At 61.0% G+C, this 18,271-nt stretch carries 15 protein-coding genes; 9 read left to right on the forward strand and 6 right to left on the reverse strand.

Translation table 11 applies throughout. The features are described 5' to 3' along the window. Positions 1-113: 113 nt before the first annotated feature. Entirely contained in the window at positions 114-1,286 is a 1,173-nt protein-coding gene (locus tag AC5RTE_RS16710; protein ID WP_494042498.1) for a cytochrome P450, read from the forward strand. A gap of 73 nt (positions 1,287-1,359) precedes the next feature. Beyond that, positions 1,360-2,592: an NAD(P)/FAD-dependent oxidoreductase gene (locus AC5RTE_RS16715; RefSeq protein ID WP_494042499.1), complete on the forward strand. Its 1,233-nt coding sequence runs from the start codon at positions 1,360-1,362 to the stop codon at positions 2,590-2,592. Positions 2,593-3,340: 748 nt separating this feature from the next. Here AC5RTE_RS16715 and AC5RTE_RS16720 read toward each other — a convergent pair. Continuing rightward, positions 3,341-4,198 carry a fumarylacetoacetate hydrolase family protein gene (locus AC5RTE_RS16720; RefSeq protein ID WP_494042500.1) on the reverse strand — a complete coding sequence of 286 codons (858 nt, stop codon included), beginning with the start codon at positions 4,196-4,198 and terminating at the stop codon, positions 3,341-3,343. A 419-nt stretch (positions 4,199-4,617) separates the two neighbouring features. Between AC5RTE_RS16720 and AC5RTE_RS16725 the strand changes: the two genes are divergently transcribed. The 5 genes from AC5RTE_RS16725 to AC5RTE_RS16745 all read left to right on the forward strand — a co-directional run bounded on the left by AC5RTE_RS16725 (position 4,618) and on the right by AC5RTE_RS16745 (position 10,035). Beyond that, the gene (locus AC5RTE_RS16725) at positions 4,618-5,637 is read left to right on the forward strand and encodes a LacI family DNA-binding transcriptional regulator (protein ID WP_494042501.1); all 1,020 of its coding nucleotides are present in this window, start codon (positions 4,618-4,620) and stop codon (positions 5,635-5,637) included. Then, a complete protein-coding gene (locus tag AC5RTE_RS16730) occupies positions 5,634-6,641 on the forward strand; it encodes a fumarylacetoacetate hydrolase family protein (protein ID WP_494042502.1) in 1,008 nt (335 codons plus the stop codon). The genes AC5RTE_RS16725 and AC5RTE_RS16730 overlap by 4 nt, the downstream gene beginning before the upstream one ends. 72 nt (positions 6,642-6,713) lie before the next feature. After that, positions 6,714-7,688 (forward strand): C-terminal binding protein, encoded by a 975-nt coding sequence (locus tag AC5RTE_RS16735; protein ID WP_494042503.1) that lies wholly within the window; start codon positions 6,714-6,716, stop codon positions 7,686-7,688. Beyond that, positions 7,685-9,004: a phosphopyruvate hydratase gene (gene eno, locus AC5RTE_RS16740; protein ID WP_494042504.1), complete on the forward strand. Its 1,320-nt coding sequence runs from the start codon at positions 7,685-7,687 to the stop codon at positions 9,002-9,004. The genes AC5RTE_RS16735 and eno overlap by 4 nt, the downstream gene beginning before the upstream one ends. A gap of 2 nt (positions 9,005-9,006) precedes the next feature. After that, positions 9,007-10,035 (forward strand): phosphotransferase family protein, encoded by a 1,029-nt coding sequence (locus AC5RTE_RS16745; RefSeq protein WP_494042505.1) that lies wholly within the window; start codon positions 9,007-9,009, stop codon positions 10,033-10,035. 233 nt (positions 10,036-10,268) lie between these two features. On the opposite strand, the gene AC5RTE_RS16750 is transcribed toward AC5RTE_RS16745, so the two are convergent. From AC5RTE_RS16750 to hxlB, 5 genes are all read right to left on the reverse strand, one after another. Further along, entirely contained in the window at positions 10,269-11,189 is a 921-nt protein-coding gene (locus tag AC5RTE_RS16750; protein WP_494042506.1) for a glucose-6-phosphate dehydrogenase assembly protein OpcA, read from the reverse strand. After that, on the reverse strand, positions 11,186-12,754 hold the full coding sequence (gene zwf / locus AC5RTE_RS16755; protein ID WP_494042507.1) for a glucose-6-phosphate dehydrogenase: 1,569 nt from the start codon (positions 12,752-12,754) through the stop codon (positions 11,186-11,188). Before zwf ends, AC5RTE_RS16750 begins: the two co-directional genes overlap by 4 nt. A 47-nt stretch (positions 12,755-12,801) precedes the next feature. Continuing rightward, entirely contained in the window at positions 12,802-13,053 is a 252-nt protein-coding gene (locus tag AC5RTE_RS16760; RefSeq protein WP_494042508.1) for a hypothetical protein, read from the reverse strand. A 141-nt stretch (positions 13,054-13,194) separates the two neighbouring features. After that, positions 13,195-13,821, reverse strand: a complete 627-nt coding sequence (gene hxlA / locus AC5RTE_RS16765) for a 3-hexulose-6-phosphate synthase (RefSeq protein WP_494042509.1) — start codon at positions 13,819-13,821, stop codon at positions 13,195-13,197. A gap of 44 nt (positions 13,822-13,865) precedes the next feature. Next, entirely contained in the window at positions 13,866-14,396 is a 531-nt protein-coding gene (gene hxlB, locus AC5RTE_RS16770; RefSeq protein ID WP_494042550.1) for a 6-phospho-3-hexuloisomerase, read from the reverse strand. Between the two features lie 497 nt (positions 14,397-14,893). Between hxlB and AC5RTE_RS16775 the strand changes: the two genes are divergently transcribed. Both AC5RTE_RS16775 and AC5RTE_RS16780 read left to right on the forward strand, forming a co-directional pair. Then, positions 14,894-15,217: a 2Fe-2S iron-sulfur cluster-binding protein gene (locus AC5RTE_RS16775; RefSeq protein ID WP_494042510.1), complete on the forward strand. Its 324-nt coding sequence runs from the start codon at positions 14,894-14,896 to the stop codon at positions 15,215-15,217. 1,174 nt (positions 15,218-16,391) lie between these two features. Further along, entirely contained in the window at positions 16,392-18,173 is a 1,782-nt protein-coding gene (locus AC5RTE_RS16780) for an FAD-dependent monooxygenase (protein ID WP_494042511.1), read from the forward strand. The last annotated feature ends 98 nt before the right edge of the window (positions 18,174-18,271 follow it).

Consider the following 18,271-nt stretch of genomic DNA (forward strand, 5'->3'; position numbering starts at 1 on the left):
ATATCTGTGGTTAGGGAATTGGTCTTCACCTTGCCAGCGATTGGTGTCACGATTCAAGGAGCAACGGTGCTATCGATGGCACGGCGAAGTGCCACTGAACAGAAAGTTTTCCTATGACTCTCTCCATCAATGATGTCCAGCTAAGCGATCTCTGGGAGGATCCGTATCCGGTATACGAATATCTCCGGGAGCATCAGCCGGTTGCCTGGGTTCCGGCCGCGAACCGCTACTTCATTACCCGTCAGCAGGACATCATTGAGGTCGAACGGAATACTGCAGTCTTCACCAACAATCAGACGTCGACTGTCGCTGAACGCGCGATGGGTGAGGTCATTATGCGCAAAGACGGCCATGAACATCTTCGCCAGCGGATTGTTTTGGAAGCACCCCTGAAGCCCCGCACCATTAAAGAGCATTGGGCCCCACTGTTCGAGAAAAACGCTGAAACCGTTCTCGGCACTTTCAAGGATGCCGGGTCTGCCGACCTGGTCAGCGACCTGTCGTCACCCTTGGCAGCCATGAACCTTGCGAGTTTCCTGGGGCTTCAGGGTATTGAAGGCCCAAAGCTTATCGAGTGGTGCGATGCCATTATCGCCGGCTCCAGTAACTATGCTGATGACCCCGAAGTCTGGGAGCGCTGCGACCGGGCAACCGCCGAGATTGACGCAGCACTTGCCGAGTCGATGACATTTCTTCGAGATCATCCCGACCCCTCGGTAGTCTCCTCCATGATGCACGCGAAGGATCCGCTCACCCTGGAGCAGATCAAGGGAAACATCAAGGTCCTCATTGGCGGCGGAATCAACGAACCACGCGATGCACTGTCGGTGGGCACCTACGGCCTTCTGACCAATCCATCACAACGGGCGGACGTGATGGCCGATCCAGCATTGTGGAAGAAGGTATTCGAGGAAGCAGTGCGCTGGGTCGCCCCGATCGGCATGTACCCGCGTCAGGTGGCAGCTCCCATTGAAATCGCCGGCGTACAGCTCAGCCCCGGTGACGATGTCGGGCTGGTTGTGGCATCCGGTAACCGGGACGGCCAGGTCTATGAGCGACCCGACGTCTTTGATATCCACCGATCCCCAGCCCATCACGTTGCATTCGGTGCCGGCCCGCACTTCTGCGCCGGGGCTTGGGTAGCTCGCGCGTCCATTGGCCAGGCTGCGTACCCCCGCCTGTTCGGCAACCTCCGCAACCTGCGGCTCGATGAGACCCGTGAGGTCCGCTTCGGCGGCTGGGTATTCCGTGGCCTCCTATCGCTGCCCGTCGTCTGGGACAACTGAGGGTCGCATCGATCATGTTAATAACACTCATCAGCAGCAGCACTGCGCACGAACCCGAGAGCCAGGCATAACCATGGAACATATTGTGATTGTCGGTGCCGGCCACGCCGGCACCCAGCTCGCTGACTCTTTGCGCAGTGAAGGATTTGCAGGCCGTATCTCCGTACTCGGAGACGAACCAGGCGTTCCCTACCAACGCCCTCCGTTGTCCAAGGACTTCTTGAAGGCCGGGGCTGCGCCCGCTCCCTTGCCAATACGCGGTGAAAAGTTTTTCGAGGAAAAAGGCGTAGAGTACTGGCCTGGGAACACCGTTGAGACCATCGAACCGCGCGCAAAGGCTGTCACCCTCGCTGACGGAACAACCTTAAGTTACACGGACTTGGTACTGGCTACAGGTGCCCGCAACCGCACCCTTGACGCGACACTGGGGCGCCCGGAGGGAGTTCACTATCTCCGTACCCTGTCCGACGCAGGAAAACTCCATCAGGAGATTTCAACCGCACAACGAGCCGTGGTCGTGGGCGCCGGATTCATCGGGCTCGAATTTGCTGCCTCGGCCCGGGCCAGGGGTTTGGAAGTCACGGTCCTTGAATTTGCTCCCCGAGTGATGGCACGTGCGCTGTCCGAGCCAATGTCCGCATATTTCACAAACATCCACGAAACCGCGGGCATCGAGTTGAAACTCGGCGAAGGCATTCAGTCTTTCACCCAGGACAGCTCCCGCGTCACGGGCGCCGTCGGGACCTCGGGTCAGCTGTACCCTGCTGACCTTGTGCTGGTGGGCGTCGGGGTTCTGCCCAATACCGACCTTGCCGCCGCTGCGGGGCTGACAGTGGACAACGGGGTGGTCGTGGACGACTATCTGCGAACCAACGACGAGCATGTTTGGGCCATCGGGGATTGTGCGGCATTTCCGAATGCCCACACCGGCACCAGAACCCGGCTGGAATCCGTCCAGAACGCCAACGACCAGGCTGCGGCCCTAGCCAAAACCCTCACCGGAAGACAGACAGCTTACTCAGAGCTGCCGTGGTTCTGGAGCGTCCAAGGCAAGCACAAACTCCAAATTGCCGGTATAGCTGCGGCCCCTGACCGCACGGTAACTCGTGGATACCCGGACAGCGGTAAGTTTTCTGTATTCTGCTTCTCCGGTGAAACGCTTACGGCAGTGGAGTCAGTAAACAGCCCCGCAGACCACCTCTCCGCGCGCCGACTCCTGTCCCGCGGCATCCCGCTTAGCGCTGAGCAGGCGGCCGATGACAGCTTCGATCTTAAACAGCATTCGAGCCAGCTTTCACCCGTTTGATTCTGCGATTATCCATACCCGTGAACCAAAAGAGTGTGGACCGACCCTGAGTCGGTCCACACTTTTTTCGTCTGTGTGGAGACAGGACAGCTTCCGTCCAACTTGACTAGTCGGGGTACGTGAGCCTATGGCGAGGTTCGGCCCAAGGCGATCACTTTTGCAGGTAGCGATGGCTCCGCGGACGTCCATAGGGAGGGAGGGCAAGAATGCTCGACTTTTCCTCTACCAACACCCGCCTAAAAGCAAGTGCCCTGCCCGATAAAGTCCGTCCCAGGAAGCGCGCCCTTCAAGTACATCTCACCGGCCCTGCCGCCGACAGGAAATCTTGCGGCATCCACATTAGAGGTCGCAGGCGACAGGGACCCTGTTGTTTGGCGCTTACTGACAAAAAGCACGCACGTAGAAGACCCGGGTCCCGGATGAACTTCAACCAGGACCCGGGCCTCATTCTTTGTCGAGCTCCCCTTGGACTATGTCGTTCCGCCCCCGTCGGAGAGAAGATCCCCCAGGACTCAATTGGTCTTCGCAAGCGCGAACGTCTGTAATGCACGACGCCGAGGTTCCCGGCCGGCTTCAGGAAATGTCGGCCTTCCTAACCGCCCCCGCCGTAAACCAGTCAAAGCTGGTGACCGGCTACATTGCGCGTCGCTGTACTTCCAGCACGCCTTTCAACGCTCCTCAGCCAGTGAGAAAGAGCGCGCCCCGGAAGGCCGATGACGTAATCCGCCTCCCGGGGCCTTGTGTTGCGTTATTCCCGGACACCTGGGCCGGACACAAACGTGTTGGTCATTTCCCCGATCCCTTCAACCCATGAAGTGAGCTTGTCACCGGGCTGGAGGAACTTAGGCGGCTTTCTGGTGGAGCCAATTCCTGAGGGCGTCCCGGTAAAGATCAGGTCCCCCGGGAGCAGGGGCAGCATGTCAGAAAGGTAAGCAATGAGGCGGGGGATAGAGAAGACAAGGTCATCCGTGCTCCCATCCTGCTCAGTCGTGCCATTGATTGCGCAACCAAGCCCGATGGCATTCGGATTTTCGAACGCATCGGGGCTGACCAGTTCACCGCCAATGGGGGCATATCCCGGATGTGACTTACCCAAGGAGAACTGTGGCGAACCTTTAGGACGTTTCTGGGTAGTTCGGTCCGAGATGTCCTGGCCGATTGTCAGGCCCGCCACGTGCGCCCAGGCGTCCTGTTCCCGGACACGGTGGGCCTTCTCACCGATGACGACTACGAGCTCAATTTCCCAGTCCACGGTGGGTCCGGTGAGTTCGATGTCCGCTCCCGGCCCGGTGACCGCGCTCGGGAACTTGGTGAACACCATTGGCACATCGGGCAGATCCCACCCGGCCTCTTCGGCGTGCTTCCGGTAGTTCAGGCCGATGGCAAAGGTCTGCCTGGGCTGCGGGCTTACGGGCCCCAGGCGGGCAGGATCGAGCGGGGCAGAGGCGGCCTCTGGCACGTCTTGAGCCCAGGCGCGAAAGGCAGCCCAGTCTTCGTATAGGTCCGGAAGGTTGCTGCTGAATTTTCCTTCACTGGCCTCGGCGATGTCGATGCAGCCGGTGGCCTGCACGAGGACGGCACGGCCGGCCTGATTCGCGATACGCATACAGAATCTTCCTATCCTTAAATGATTTGCTGTGTCATGACACATTCGGTGAAACGAACTGCTCAATGAAGCCCAATCAGGCTTCATCCAGCGGATCTCGGCGCGTGCCAAGAGCCGGGGCCCCAAGCAAACATCGGGGGCGGTCGCTTGTCTCGCTCTCGCCGCCATGGATGGCGATCTCCTCTTCGGGACCGGAACCCGACGGCCCTTTGGCAACGGCCCGAAGCTTTATTGGTTTCCTCACTCCACGGGTACGCTTTCTCTAGGGCCTCGGAGGCACGAAGACCTCTTCCTGCTATCGATAGCACACCAGTTAGGGAGCAAGAAGTCAAGGCCCTGCCGAACGAAAAAACAGCCGTGCACTCGGCGGACGACAACTGACGCTAGGCACAAGTTCGCTACAGTGCTATCGTTAGCACATGCCGATGCAGCAAGCAGTGACGACCCGCGATATTGCCGAGCAGTTGAGCCTTTCGGTCTCAACTGTAGGACGCGCCCTGGCCAATGACTCCCGGATAAGCGCACAGACCCGGTTTCGTGTAGAGCAGAAGGCAGCCGAACTGGGTTACATCGGCAATCAGGCCGCCCGAATGATGCGCGGCGCCCCCAGCACCGTGGTCGGTTTGGTGGTTCCGGACATACGCAACAGTTTCTACAGCACCGCAGCTCATGCCCTGACGCAGTCCATGGGTGAACAGGGCTATCAGGTGATGCTGTCAGAGACAGGCGATGACCGGAACAGTGAGCTGGCAAAGGTGAAAGGAATGGTTGCCGCTCGGGTTGCAGGAGTAATTCACGTACCGACGCCGAATCCGCATCCGGACACTGTCCGGCTGTTGCGCCAGGTTCCGCACGTGCAGCTCTTGAGGAAACACGCCTCTTTGGGTGATCACTGGTTCGGCATCGATGATCGCGAGGTCCTTCGCACGGCAACCGAGCACCTGCGTCGCTTAGGCCATACGCGGATTGCCTACTTCGGCGGAGCACCAAACCTTTCAACCAGCCGCGACCGGCTCGAGGGCTACCTGGAGGCAATGGGGGAGGCCCATGTGCCTGACCTTGTCATTCACATGCCCCCTGACTCGCAGGAGGCCGCCAGCACCGCGATTGCAGAACTCCTTAAGCGAAGCGACCCTCCGTCTGCCGTTGTGACCGCCACGGTACGCGCCACGCAAGGGGTATTGCTGGAGCTCGCGGCTCATCGAATTAGCGTCCCGAGCGATTTGTCGGTTGTTGGATTCGGAGACGAGCCTGGCTTCTCCTGGTGGGGACCGGGCCTCACAACCATGGGTCTTCCTGTGCATGAGGTTGCAACAGCCTGTGCCATGTGGCTGTTAGGGCGGCTCGGTGGCAACGAACCAGACACGCCTTACATCTCCCGGGTAGGCGGATTCCTGGTCGAGCGAGGCAGCACGTCGCCTCGTGAGGGTCAGTCGTGACGGCCGACGGCGGTGGACTGGAACGGCCGGTACTTGCCGCTGTGGCCACCGGAGACGGGTGCGAAACAGCGGTGATCACCGACGGTGCCCGGTTCATCGAATTGCGGGAATTCCTTGCAGAATTGCCCGAGTCTCTTACCTCGGTCGTCAGCGCATGGTCCGCGTGGGGGACCATGATCTTGGCGCTGCTCGAAGACCCTGCAACCGTGGTCCGGCTAGACAGCGCGGGAAAGCAACTCGATCCTGATGCACTTGTCGCCCCTGTCACCGGCGGCCAAACGTACTGCGCCATTGGCAACTACCGCGGTCAACTGCTCGAAGCAGCCCTCGACAGCGCCGGTGACCTTGATGCCGAGAGCGTCCGTAGGGCCCACGAATACACATGTCGCGTCCGCCGCGCAACAGGGGCGCCCTACGTAGCGATGACCGGTGCCGTCCGCGTAGCCGGACCACAGCACACACTGGTGCTGCCCGAACAGCTGACAACCTTGGATTGGGAGGTGGAGATCGCCGCCGTCATCGGACGAACGGGCTGGCAACTCAGGCCTGACCAGGCCATGGACGTAGTCGCGGGATTCTGTGTAGCGAACGATCTCACCGCCCGCTCCTCTGTTTTCCGGAACGATGTTCCCGCATTGGGCACCGACTGGTTGGCCAGTAAGGGCCAGCCGGGTTGGCTACCCCTGGGTCCCTGGATGGTCCCGGCCGCCCACTTACACAACCCGGGCGGGCTCAAGCTCCAGCTAAAGCTGAACGGGGACACCATGCAGTCCGGCGACAGCAGCGACATGCTTTTCAGCATTGCCGAGCTCATTGCCCATATTTCACACCACACACGCCTGGAGCCCGGGGACATCGTTTGTACCGGCTCGCCTGCAGGTTTTGGCTCGCACTACGGGCGGTACCTTCGCCCCGGTGACGTACTTGAAGCCTCCGTAGAAGGGCTCGGCGTTCAATCAGTGACTGTCGTGGGGCCTGCTCTGGCTGCACGCACATCCCTGTAGTAGCTCTTAGACCCCCTTGGCACCAGCAGTCTTATAGAAAGTAGCTTCGTTATGCACACCAATAAAGGAGTTGTGCTTCTGACCGACCGCGCATGGCCGGACGATCTCATCGAACGAAAGATCATTGAGGACGCCGGGTTCGACTTTGTTGCGGGCCCGGCGAAGCCGGGGACACCGGACGAAATCCAGGCCTTAGTCGAAACGCATAACCCAGTGGCCATCATGACCTGTTGGGCCCAAGTTTCAGCCGCCGCGATCCAGGCACCCGATGGGCTGCAGGCCGTTGCCCGGCTGGGGGTCGGGCTGGACAACATTGACGTTGCGGCCGCATCCCAACGGGGTGCGTACGTCACCAATGTCCCGGACTATTGTCTGGAGGAGGTCTCCGACCACGCTGTCGGATTCGTACTCGACTGGACGAGGGGAATTGCTGCTTTCGATCGGGATGTGCGCGCCGGAAACTGGAATCCGGCAGGCGCCAAGCTCCGGCGGCTCAGTTCGATGACCGTTGGCGTGATCGGCTACGGGCGCATCGGACGGGCCACCGTACGCAAGCTGAAAGCGTTTGGTTGCCGGGTCGTGGTCACGAGCAGAGGCCCCATTGAGGGCGGCGACACTGAGTCTCTTGCCTTGACTGAACTCCTGGCTGTCTCCGACGTCGTCATACTGCACGCTCCACTGACACCCGAAACCCGTCACCTGATTGGGCCGGCAGAACTTGCGGCCATGAGGAACGATGCCCTTCTCGTCAACGTCAGCCGCGGCGGCCTCGTCGATACGAAGGCGCTGGTTGAGGCGCTCGACAATGGCCGGATCGCAGCTGCGGCTCTGGACGTGCTTGAGGAGGAGCCGAACGTGGATCCCGCCTTGCTCGCCCATTCGAGTGTTGTGATCACCCCGCATATAGCCTTCGCTTCTGACGCCTCTGTTGCGGAGCTCCGCACCAAAGCCGCCGAGGAAGTCATTCGAGTACTTAGCGGTGAGAAACCGCTCTACCCATGCAACGCACCAGCGACACAGCTGATTACTACGGAGGAGATCCGATGACGAAAATTGCCCGTGTACACGCACGCCAGATCCATGATTCGAGGGGGCGGCCGACAGTAGAGGTTGACGTCGAAACAGAAGACGGAGCAGTTGGACGCGCAGCCGTTCCTTCGGGAGCTTCCACTGGCACCAGCGAAGCCTGGGAGCTCCGCGACGGTACCGAGGAATACGCCGGTCTGGGGGTCAGGACGGCGGTTGGCAATGTCAACGAAGAGATTGCCGACGCTGTCAAAGGCCTGGATGTTCAGGACCAGGGATCTGTCGATGAGCTTCTACTCAAGCTTGACGGGACGCCCCAGCTGAAACGGCTGGGAGCTAACGCGATCCTCGGTGTTTCGCTCGCTACATGCCGCGCCGCCGCCCAAAGCCAGCACACGCCGCTCCATCATTGGGTGGCACAGCTAGCCGGGACCCAGAAACCCACACTTCCTATGCCGATGGTCAATATCCTCAGCGGAGGGTTGCATGCAGGACGCGGGATGGATGTTCAGGACTTCCTTGCCGTGCCGGCCTCTGCGGCCTCCACTGAGGAAGCCATCGAAATGGTGAGCCGCGTCCGGGCTTCCGCCACTGCCGCCATGACTGCACGGGGTTTGACCACCCTGCTTGCAGACGAAGGAGGACTGAGCCCTGGACTGGAAACAGGCCGGGCTGCTCTGGAACTGATGGTCGAGTCTATAGAACGAGCCGGACTGACTCCCGGGGAAGACATCGTTATCGCGATCGACGTGGCCGCACACTCGCTATGGGATCCTGAGCGCGGTGACTACCATCTGGCACGTGAAGGCCGCCGCGTCAGTGGCGAGGAAATGATCCAGATCGTTTCGGACTGGGTTACGGACTTCCCCGTCGCCTCCATCGAGGATGCCCTGGACGAAGAAGACTGGGAGGGATGGCAAAAGCTGACCCGTTTGCTCGGCGAACGCGTAAACCTCATCGGCGATGACTTTTTCACAACCAATGTTGAACGGCTTCAGCGCGGCATCAGTCTCGGAGCGGCCAACGGTGTCTTGGTGAAGGTCAACCAGAACGGCACGCTCAGCGGCACTCTGGACGTTATCAAGACGGCGCGGGCTAGTGGCTACATTCCGGTTGTATCGGCCCGATCCGGAGAGACGGAGGATCCCTTCATCAGCGATTTGGCCGTTGGGACGGGGGCCGGCCAGATCAAAATTGGATCAGTTCGCTGCTCCGACAGGCTCTCCAAGTACAACCAGTTGCTGCGCATCGCTGAAGATCCTGCCCTGGAGTTCGCCGGGATGGGTGCTTACCCACGACACAAGGCTTCCGGGGCATCCACTTTCGCGGGAGCATGATGATGCCTGCCAGCTACACAGTTCCACAAACAGCACGCGATTTCCTCGTAGAACATGGACTTGCCTCCCCAAACGAGGACCCGGCATGGACGCCGCTGACCGGCGGTGTGTCCTCTGAACTGTGGCGGGTCGACCTGAACCAGGGTGCTGTGTGCGTCAAAGGCGCTTTGGAGAAGCTCAAGGTCGCCGGCGATTGGCGGGCCCCGGTCAGTCGGAACGCAGTGGAATGGGAATGGCTGCAGTTCGCTTCGTCAGTCATTCCCGGGCACGTCCCCGTCCCCTTGGCCCATGATCAGCAGCGGGGCCTCTTCGCCATGAGCTATCTTCCCGTTGAGCAGCACCCAGTCTGGAAATCTCAGCTGCTTTCGGGCGATATTCAGGTGGAGGAAGCTGCCACGGTGGGAGACCTGATCGGCCGACTGCATTCGGCAAGCGCCGGCGATCCTGAGCTTGCAGACAGGTTTGCTACCGGTGAGAATTTCCATACTCTTCGCATCGATCCCTACCTGCTGGCAACGGCACGTCGTCACCACGACCTGACTCCACAATTCGATGAGATCATCGAACGGACTACGAGCACACATTTCGCCGTCGTGCACGGGGATGTCAGCCCGAAGAACGTGTTGTTGGGTCCAAAGGGGCCGGTACTAATCGATGCAGAATGTGCTTGGTATGGCGACCCCGCATTCGACCTGGCGTTTGTGATCAACCACTTGGTCATTAAGACACTTGTTCTTCCTGACCAGGCATCCCTGCTCCTGGAGTCGGCGCGTTCCCTCACCGCTTCCTACACAAATCATGTGACCTGGGAACCCGGCTCCGAGGTGTTGGAAAGGACAGCCAAGCTCCTTCCTGCCCTGATGCTGGCCCGTGTCGACGGGCTCTCCCCAGTGGAGTATCTGAACACACAGCAGCAAAACGTCCTGCGGCGGGCAGCGCGGCAGCTGCTTAGCGCTGCGGAGCCAGAGTTGGACACGGTTCTGGTCAACGCTTGCCGGACCCTCGCCTCCGGCACTTCAGCTGCAGGGTGACATAGCTCCGTCCATGGCCGCTGGAATAACCGGTGGTTATGGACGGAGCCGCAGTTCGTAGCAGCGACCAATCGGCCCTATTTCTGGCGCGGCGGTCAGACCCGCTTTTCGGCCTGCAGGAAACAAGGCGGCCGAGTCAGGTCACGCTAGGGAAGAACGGGTGGGACGTCTATACGCCACCGGACACATATCACGAAGACCAAAACGAATCCCGACACATTGACCGGCTCCCGCTACCGGGAGCTGGAAACGGCAGGGAGCGCCCGGAGCGTGTCGCCGAATACTTCGTCCGGGTCGAGGCGGCGGAGTTCTTCGGCGAGGCAGTCGCGGAGGCTGCGGCGTGGAAGCGAGATGCGCTGTACCGGCTGGCCGGGCTGGGTCAACTCCGCGGTCGAGTGATCGGGCCGGGACAAGTGGACATCTCCGCTCTCACGAAAGAGCCGAACGCTACTGATGCCCATCCTCGGGTGCTCCGCCTGGATGGATACCGGAGCGCCCAAGGACAAGGTGAGCCACGCAACGAGGAGACGGGTGCTGGGGGAGTCCACTGCTCCACTGACGGCGACGGCGGTCACGGGGGAGGTGTCGATCTGGTCCAGGGCGGCGGCGAGCTGGATGCGCCAGTGGGTGAGCCGGGTCCAGGCCAGATCCGTGTCCCCGGCCCGGTAGGTAGACCGGATTGTTTCCAGGGCCGCCTGGGGGTCCGGTTCGTTGGCCGAGTCGGTGATCCGGCGGTGCGCGATCCGCCCTACCGAGGTTTCGGAGGCGTTCTCCGGGGCGCCATTCGGCCACCAGGCCACAATCGGCGCGTCCGGGAGCAGCAGCGCGGCCACCAGGGATTCGCTTTCGTGGGCGAGTTGGCCGTAGCCGCGCAGCACGATCACTTCCGAGGCGCCGGCGTCTCCGCCGACCCGGATCTGGGCGTCGAGCCGGTCTTCGGCGTCGGCTCCGGCGTCGGCCAGGACGATGATCCGGCAGGGGTGTTCCCGGCTGGCATCGTTGGCGGCCTCGATGGCCTCTTCCTCGAGCCCGGATTTGGTGACCACCACGAGGGTGAGGACCCGGCCCAGGGCGATGACGCCGCCCTGTTCGCGCAGGGCCATCAATTTCTTGGACACGTTGGAGGTGGTGGTGTCCGGCAGGTCTACAATCATGGCCTTCTCCAGGTTCGTCCGTCACGGGCCAGCAGCTCATCGGCACTGGCCGGGCCCCAGGAGCCGGGGGCGTAGGGTTCGGGCTGTTCGTCCAGAGTGGCCCAGTAGTCCTCGAACGGGTCAAGGATCTTCCAGGACAGCTCCACTTCCTCATGCCGCGGGAACAACGGCGGTTCGCCCAGGAGCACGTCCAGGATCAGCCGCTCGTAGGCTTCCGGGGACGATTCGGTGAAGGAGTGGCCGTAGCCGAAGTCCATGGTCACGTCGCGGACTTCTATCTGCGTGCCCGGCACCTTGGAACCGAACCTGATGGTCGCGCCTTCATCGGGCTGGACCCGGATCACCACGGCGTTCTGGCCGAAGTCATCCTCCCCGTGATCACGGAAGAGAAGGTTGGGTGCGTGCTTGAACACCACGGCGATCTCGGTCACGCGCCGGCCCAGGCGCTTGCCCGCGCGCAGGTAGAACGGGACACCGGCCCAGCGGCGGGTGTGGATGTCCACCCGGATGGCTGCGAACGTTTCGGTGGTGGAATTGGCCGGGATGCCTTCTTCTTCCAGGTAGCCCTGGACCTGTTCGCCGCCCTGCCAGCCGCCGGTGAATTGCCCGCGCGCGGAGCGGGTGGACAGGTCCCCTGGGAGCTTGACGGCGGCGAGGACTTTTTCCTTTTCGGCGCGCAGGTCATCGGCGTTGAAGGAGATGGGTTCCTCCATCGCGGTCAAGGCCAGCAGCTGGAGCAGGTGGTTCTGGATCACGTCCCGTGCCGCGCCCACGCCGTCGTAGTACCCTGCCCGGCCGCCGGTGCCGATGTCTTCGGCCATGGTGATCTGGACGTGGTCCACGTAGTTGGCGTTCCACAATGGCTCGAACAGCTGGTTCGCGAAGCGCAGCGCCAGGATGTTCTGGACCGTTTCCTTGCCCAGGTAGTGGTCGATCCGGAACACGGCATCCTGCGGGAACACGGATTCCACGATGCCGTTCAGCTTCCGGGCGGATTCGAGGTCGTGCCCGAAGGGCTTCTCGATCACCACGCGGCGCCACTTGTCGCCCTCGGCCTGGGCCAGGCCGTGCTTGGACAGCTGCCGGCAGACCTGCTCGAACGCCTTGGGCGGGATCGACAAATAGAACGCATGGTTGCCGCGGGTGCCGCGGACGTCGTCGAGTTCCTTGATGGTCTCGCCAAGACGCTCAAACGCGCCGTCGTCGTCGAACTCGCCCTGGACAAAGCGGATGCCCTCCGACAACTGGTTCCACACCGCCTCATCAAAAGGCGTGCGCGCGTAGGCCTGCACGGAGGCCTTCACCTCAGCAGCGAAATCCTCATCACTCCACGCCCGGCGCCCGAACCCCACCAGCGCGAAACTCGGCGGCAACAACCCCCGGTTCGCCAGGTCATACACCGCTGGCATTAGCTTCTTCCTGGCAAGATCCCCCGTGACACCAAAGAGCACCAACGAGGACGGACCGGCAATCCGGGCCAACCGACGATCCCGCGGATCGCGGAGCGGATTGACTCCGGACTTATGCCCGGGCCTCACACGTGCATCAACGTAGGTAAGTGACATGGTGGCTTCTAACTTTCGACAGGGTAGTGCGGAGGCAGGCCGGGCGGTCAGGAGAGGATCTGCTCGCGGGTCTCGCCGTAGGGAACCGCATCGCTAAGGGCGAGGGTGTACCGGCTGGGAGTGTGGCGGGTGACCAGAATGCCGGAATAGCAGTGCGGCCTCGCTACCTGCCGCAGGGCGGCCTCGGCGTCGTCGAGCAACTCGTAAAGACGGCCTGGCTCGGTGACCACTACTTCTAGGCAGTCTGTGGTCGGACTATGCACGATGTACTGTCCCCTCCCGTGGGTTAGGTTTCCCATGTGCCATCCCCTCGTCCAGGGCCGTTGTGTTCTTTAGGTCGAATTCAGCACCGAACTTGTACTGCCCGCGGTGATGTTTCTCCACGGGCAGTACAGGTTCAAAATTTTGGCTGCAGCCCCAAAAGGCGCAGGCCCACAGCTTTAGGAGTTGATGGCGGCCCGGAGCTGCTTGGCCGCCAGCGCTGGGTCGGCTGCACCGTAGATGGCGCCCCCGGCGACGGCGACATCGGCGCCGGCCTTCTGCACCGCTTCGATGGTGGCGAGCTTCACGCCGCCCGCCACTGAGAACGGAACGCGCGCTTCTGCGCCGGCGCGGAGGAGACCGTTCAGGTCGAAGCCGGGCTTGGCTTGCTCGTCCAGGCCAGCGTGCATCTCTACGAACTTCGCACCCAATGCGCGGACTTCCTTTGCCCGCGTAACCTTGTCTGCCACGCCGATGAGGTCAACGACGATGCCCTTGTTATGGGCTTTGGCTGCCTTGACTGCACCGGCGATAGTAGAGTCGTCGGCGCTGCCGAGCACGGTAACCAGGTCGGCGCCGGCTTTGAAGGCGATGTCGGCTTCGAGTTCTCCTGCGTCCATGGTCTTCATATCTGCGAAGACGATCTTGTCCGGGTGGGCCTTTTTGACCGCGGTGACGGCGGAGAGGCCGGCAGCCTTGATCAAGGGGGTTCCGAGTTCGATGATGTCCACGTGTTCTGCGACTTGGCCGGCCAGTTCGAGGGCCGCTTCGGTGGTAAGAACGTCCATAGCAACTTGAAGTTTCATGATGTTGTTTCTTTCTGTAGGGGTGGGTGGAAAGTTGAGGCGGGCTATTCGAGGTTTGCGTGCCTCAGCCAGAGCCGCTCCGCCGGTTCGTCCGTGTTGTCCCAGAGGGTCTGGAAAACCGATTCCGTGGCGAGGAACAGAGCTTGTTCGAAGAGGCTTCCGGAGTATTGGCGGGAAAGGCTGGATGCGTGATCGGTTTTCTGCGCAGCGGGGATGATCACCACCGCATCAGACAGTCCAGCCAACGGTGACTCCGGGCTGGCGGTGAATCCAGCGATCCGCGCTCCAACTGAAGCTGCAGTCTCCGCGGCTTTGACCACGCCCGAGGTGGTTCCGGAACCCGAGGCCACCAGGAGCAGGTCACCCGAAGAGATTGCCGGTGTCGTGGTGTCGCCGGCGACGTGCACAGTATGACCCAAATGCATCAGTCTCATAGCTGCCATGCGCAGAACCAGGCCGCTGCGGCCGGCTCCAGCAACGAAGATCCTGCCTGCGAGTTCAACCTCGGCGGTCAAAGCAGCCAGTTGCTCGCGATCTATTCCGGCTATCGATTCAGCGACTTCGTCCCCAACCATTGACAAGTTGTGGGCGAGGGAGCTTGCCGTGTCATCCACGGTGAACGACCCAAATATCGGACACACAATTACATCCTTCAGTTCGGTGAGTAGGCCAGCAGTCGGAGTCGGACCCTTGGACCTTTGTGCATGTGCTCCGACCAAAAGGATGGACGTCATGCGCTCCAGTGGGAGCAGGTCTGCGGCTACGCGGGTGCGTTGCTATCGGACACCGGCAACCGCGCAATGCTAACGATAGCATTATTGGGCACCCTTGCCTAGAGGCACGTTACTCATTTCTCCCGCTACCCACTCGGGGGCAATCCCGGATATCGCTTAATGGCTTGCCGGCTGTGAGCTGCGTCATTGATTTTTGCTATGGCAGTGGTTGGGAAGTTGCCATGGTCACACTTGTCGTGCGCGTGGGAGCGTAATGACTGACGCCGCGACCAGTCACGGCACAGTTAAATCCCTGGCAGAAGTGGCCCGGGAAAGTTCAAACAACAGAGGAGGCAACGATGCCTAAGATCACCTATATCCAAACCGAAGGCGAAGACGTGACGCTTGACGTTGATTCGGGGGTGAATGTAATGCGGGCGGCTATCTCCAACAGTGTGCCCGGGATCGTGGGCGAATGCGGTGGTTCCCTGATGTGCGCCACGTGTCACGTTTACGTGGATGAAGATTTCACCACGGGACTGCCGGTGCCCAGCGAAGACGAAGACGAAATGCTGGAAGTGACCAGCGCGGAGCGTCGGCCCACCAGCCGTCTCAGCTGTCAGATCAGCATGTGCGACGAGATCGACGGACTCATCGTGCGGGTGCCCGAGAGTCAGGGCTAGAAAAAGCCGCCTGCCGCCAGATCCCATCCGGCTCCTCTTCGAACAACGACGTTCAACTCCAAGCATGGAAGGCAGCACAATGCGTCTCTTGAAGGCCCTTCTCCTTCTTAACTCAGGGCAGCCCACGGCCCCACCTTCGATTACCCGGGATGTCCGGCCCGCGTTCCCCACCGGCCACTTGACGTCCAATGCCTGGGAAGGCTGGTGGCACGACGACTTCCCTTCATCCATGAACGGGTGCACACGCGGAGAATCACTCCTCGGGCCCCGAAACCTTTCCTGGAGGGAAGGCAAATCGTGGAACCAGCAGTGAAATGCCCTTGGCCCGGGACGCTTGGCGGCCCTCGGGAAGCAGCCTTTAGGCCCGGAGGCAACCAGTCACGAATCCCTGCCCACTGGTCAGAACTGAAACGAGGCGATATTGTCACCCTGTTCGTCTCCGGGCAAGGACAGCAGTCCGGCGTAGTCGACGCCGTAGCCGCCGACGCAGCGGTCCTCTGGGTAGTCCTCAGCGGCGGTCGAGGGCGACGGTTATTCCTGCAGGACGACGTGCACAGAACACTGGTCCAACTCCACGACCATGGCGTGCACTAAAACGTTCGACAGCACCTGCAACTTTGCGGCTCCCTGCCGGACCACGCGATCATCCCCTGCGACAGGCCAAGGTCGGCTATCAGCCTGGCCCTGACGGGCTGCGTTCATTCACATTTGCAGACTGGGAAGTTGCGCATCCTGCGGGCCTCCGAAACATACCTGTTCAAACGTAAAGGTTGACAAAATAACTGCAAAGATGATGTGCTATCGATAGCAAAGTGATGTGGACCATATTGGTCTGTCAGAAACGAGTAACCGATGGCTGTTCCTGGAGTTTGGTCAGGACCGAAAGACGTCTGTCCCGAAAGCTCAGGATCCTCCGGAAAGAACTGCACGCCTCGACGGCGATGCATCCGACGGACCGCCACGGCTGAAGCGCCAAGTCCTCTACCTGACGGTTCGCCTACTCAATTCATCCAAACCCGTTCATGAACAAAGTGGTTCATATCTAAGGAAAGCAGGACACTGTGATTCACCACCCCAGTAGCGTCACAAGCGCGCTACTTAGTGCTGACGGGAATACTGATTTCCCTCCAGCAGGAGAGCGCAACGTCGCGAACCTCACCGAAGGGCGGAACCCGTGACACAGAGCGATCCGGACTTCGATGCCGATGTGTTGATTGTCGGAACAGGCCCAATGGGGGCGGCCACCGCGCTGGCTCTTGCGACTTACGGGATACGTGCGACCGCGATCAGCAGATCAAATTGGCTCTCTGACACTCCGCGCGCTCATTTCATGAACTTGCGGACGATGGAGGTTTTCCGGAGCCTTGGCGTCGAACACGAGGTTCTGGCCCAGGCAACTCCGGCCGCGTTGATGGGTGAAACGAAGTTCATGACGAGCCTCACCGGCGCTGAGATCGCCCGTATCAGCAGTTTCGGTACAGGATCTGACCGGCTGGGTGATTACGTGCAGGCCAGTCCCAGTTCGGTTGTGGATATACCTCAGTCGTTGCTGGAACCGATCATCGTCAACGCCGCGGCCCAGCGCGGTGCCACCTTCGAGTTTAACTCTCTTTACCTGTCCGCCGTACAGGATGATGAGGGGGTAACTGCCCTTATCGAACACCGGCCGAGCGGTAAAACGCGGGAATTCCGTGCCCGCTATCTCATCGGTGCAGACGGCGCTCGTTCGCAGGTAGCGGTGGATGCCGGGCTGACGGTGGATGGGACGTTGGGTCGGGCCGGGACGGTGTACGCGCAGTTCCGCGGTGACCTGTCCAAGCACATCGCGCACCGACCTGCAACACTGACCTGGATTGTGAATCAGGATGCCGCTGTCGGTGAAATCGGGCTTGGCCTTCTCAGGTCTGTGCGCCCGTGGGATCTATGGATCGCAGGGTGGGGTTTTGACGTGAGTCACGGCAAGCCGGACCTCAGCTTCGAAACCGCGCGGGAGCGTATCCGGGCGTACGTCGGAGATCCGGATTTCGAACCTGAGATCACCTCTGTTGGACCGTGGTATGTCAATGAGGCCTACGCCAATGAATATCAGCGCGGACGGATCCTGTGCGGTGGCGACGCCATGCACCGGCATCCACCCTCCAACGGCTTGGGTGCCAATACGTGCATCCAAGATGCCTTTAATTTGGCCTGGAAGCTCGCCTACGTACTCAAGGGCACAGCGAACCCGTCGCTCTTGTCCTCCTATACGGAGGAACGAGCCCCGGTTGGCCAACAGATCGTCAAACGCGCCAACAACTCCAGGCGCGAATTCGAGCCACTCAAGGGCGTGTTGAGTGGCGGCTCGTTGGCGTTGGAAGAGCTTGCGTCGCCTGAGCCGGCCGGAGTTGCGGCACGCCAGAAACTCGCCGCTGCCATCGATCTGAAGAACTATGAGTGGAACGCGCTGGGAGTGGAGATGAACCAGCGGTATACCTCTGGCGCTGTCCTTCCCGACGGCGGTCCCGCGGAGGTCTGGGCGTCGGACAGTGATTTGTTCGCCCAGCACACCACCCGGCCAGGTGCGAAACTGCCTCATGCCTGGTTGGTCGATGACGCCGGCCATCGCATTTCCTCCCTCGATTTGGTGGGGTACGGAAAATTCACCCTCATTACGGGACTTTCAGGTACCGCGTGGATCGACGCGGTTGAAGCTCTTTCATATCCGTGGCTTGAAGCGAGGGTTATTGGTTCCTGCCAGGCCCAGGATCTCTACTTTTCGTGGCAGCGTATCCGCGAAATCGACGAGAACGGAGCGATCCTGGTTCGCCCGGACGGAGTCGTTGCGTGGCGGGTGAAAACGATGCCCGCAGACGCAAAGACGCAACTGCAAACAGCACTCGAAGACCTGCTTGGCACACGCTTGGACGAAAGCGAAGTTCCCCAGCCCGGTACGGGAATCCTGTCCGGCAGTCCTTGATTTGGAGGTCCACGTGGGCCCAGGGTCCATCAGTGGGAGTGTGCAGCGCCGTGGCAGCACACCCCAGCCTCCCGCCAGCGAAAAACGTAAACAACAAC

Source organism: Arthrobacter sp. K41 (genome assembly GCF_059089645.1).